Annotated in this window: 3 protein-coding genes; 2 read left to right on the top strand and 1 reads right to left on the bottom strand. The window is 63.8% G+C overall.

From position 1 onward, the window contains the following. Nucleotides 1–1,248 (top strand): PH domain-containing protein (locus ACEW8G_RS03865; protein ID WP_373487130.1); only part of this gene is annotated, 1,248 nt, incomplete at its 5' end. Nucleotides 1,249–1,288: 40 nt separating this feature from the next. Here ACEW8G_RS03865 and ACEW8G_RS03860 read toward each other — a convergent pair. Next, nucleotides 1,289–1,468, bottom strand: coding sequence for a DUF1674 domain-containing protein (locus tag ACEW8G_RS03860; RefSeq protein WP_373487129.1), 180 nt, complete (start codon nt 1,466–1,468; stop codon nt 1,289–1,291). 147 nt (nt 1,469–1,615) lie between these two features. On the opposite strand from ACEW8G_RS03860, the gene ACEW8G_RS03855 reads away from it, so the two are divergent. After that, on the top strand, nt 1,616–2,265 hold a 650-nt coding region (locus tag ACEW8G_RS03855; RefSeq protein ID WP_373487128.1), incomplete at its 3' end, for a M48 family metalloprotease.

The raw sequence follows: 2,265 nt of genomic DNA, 5'->3' as shown, positions 1-2,265 counted from the left end.
ATCATCAGCCGCAATGTCCGCTCGATACCCTATGAGCGCATCCAGGATGTGAACCTTGAGCAGGGACTGCTCGCCCGGATGCTGGGCATGGCGCGGGTGCGGCTGGAAACCGGCAGCAGCGGCAGCGGCGATGAAGGCGTGCTCGACGCGGTCGATCTGGCCGAGGCGGGGCGGCTGCGCGATGTGATCCGCCTGCGCAAGGCGGCTGAGACGGCGAGTATTGCAGGCGACGCTCCCGAATCAGCGCAGGCAGTTGCCGATGAAGCCACCGCCCCCTTGTTCGCGATGGACAGCCGCCGCGTGCTGATCGCGGGCGTTTTCAATTTCTCGCTGGTGTTCCTCGCGCTGGTCGGCGCGGTGATCAACAATCTCGATTTCCTGTTTCCATCGGACTGGTGGGAGCCCAAGCGACTGGTGCAGATGCTGGGGCTTGAACGGCTCAATGCGCTGCTGATGGGGCTCGATTGGGCCAGCCGGATTATCGGGGTACTGATCGCCCTGTTTGGGCTGGCGGTGGTTGGACTGGTCGGCGGCATCATTCGCACCTTCCTGCGCGAACATGGCTTCCGGCTGGACCGCACCGCCAGCGGCTTGCGGCGGCGGCGCGGGGCACTGACGCTCACCGATGTGGTCATGCCACTGCACCGCATCCAGGCCGCCGTCATTGCAACCGGGCCAATCCGGCGCAAGTTCGGCTGGTTTCACCTGAAAGTGCAGAGCCTCGCCAGCGACAATGACAAGGAAAGCGATCACAGTATCGCCCCGCTCGCAAGCCGCGCGGAGGTGAACGCGATCCTCGCTGAAACCCGCATCCGCTGGGCGATGGATGAGGCTGATATGCACCGCGTCGATCCGGCGATGTGGTGGGTATCGATGGTGCTGCTGCTGCCCATCCCGATCATCGGCATTGCGATTGGCATGGCGCTCGCCAGTCCGTGGCTTGCGCTGGTGTATCTGGTCCTGCCCATCCTGCCATTGGGCGGCTGGGCCAACTGGCGCGCGCACCGTTTTGCGCTGGTCAATGACCAGCTTTATGTGCGCACCGGCTTCTGGACGCAGGCGCTGACCATATTGCCGTTGCGCCGGGTGCAGAGCGTGGACATCAAGCAGAACGCCATCGACCGGTTCATCGGGCTTGCCAGCGTGAACATCGGCGTCGCCGGGCGATCCGGCGCGCTCACCATCGACGCGCTGCCTGTGGCCGTCGCGATCGACCTGCGCACTGCATTGCTTGAACGAGAGTGGTGAAAGCCCGGCGATCAGCAATCCACTGATCACCACCGCCGCATCAGAAGTCCACTGCGATCCCGTTCAGTTCCCAGTCGCCAAACCGCGTCGGACCGCTGGCGGCTTCGGCGGCATCATCGGCGGCAATGGGCTGCGGTACAGGCACAGGCGGTGATTTGCCCCAGTGCGCGGGCGCCTTCACATGGTCGGGACGCCGGGTGGCGCGCGGGCTGTCGGTCATGGCACTAGGCTCCTTCGCTTGCCGTAGCGGCAGGGGAATTGAAACCCGGCCCGGCATACTTACATCTGATACAAGGGTATATGGGGCAGGCCGCGACAATGTGAAGCACCTGCCCCGCCACTGGACAAACGGACGGACGACAAGACGATGAACTGGATGAAGACCACCATGCTGCTGGCTGCATTGACGGCCCTGTTCATGGCGCTGGGCTTTACGATCGGCGGACCGCGCGGTGCAATGCTGGCGCTGCTGGTCGCAGGCGGCATGAACCTGTTCACCTTGTGGAATGCCGACAAGATCGTGCTGAAGATGCACAATGCGATTGAAGTGAATGCGCAGAGCCACCCCGATTTCTACAATATGGTTGCCCGGCTGGCCGAGCGCGCGCAGCTGCCGATGCCGCGCGTCTACATCATCGATCAGCCTGCGCCCAACGCCTTTGCCACCGGGCGCAACCCGGCCAATGCCGCCGTCGCTGCAACCACCGGCCTTATCCAGATGTTGAGCCGCGACGAGGTGGAAGGCGTGATGGCGCACGAGCTGGCGCACGTCAAAAACCATGACACGCTGATCATGACGATGGTCGCAACGATTGCCGGGGCGATTTCGATGCTCGCCAATTTCGGGCTGTTCTTCCGCGACAACCGCAACCCCGGTGCAATGATCCTCGCAGTCATCGTCGCGCCCTTTGCCGCGATGATCGTGCAAATGGCGATCAGCCGCACCCGCGAATATGGTGCCGACCGGGCGGGTGCGGAGATTTCGGGCAATCCGCGCGCATTGGCGTCGGCGCTGGC

Origin of the sequence: Blastomonas sp. (genome assembly GCF_041747255.1) — a bacterium.
Taxonomy (GTDB): Bacteria; Pseudomonadota; Alphaproteobacteria; order Sphingomonadales; family Sphingomonadaceae; genus Blastomonas.
Note: the sequence above shows the minus strand (reverse complement) of the source record. Positions and strands in the feature narration are given on the sequence as shown.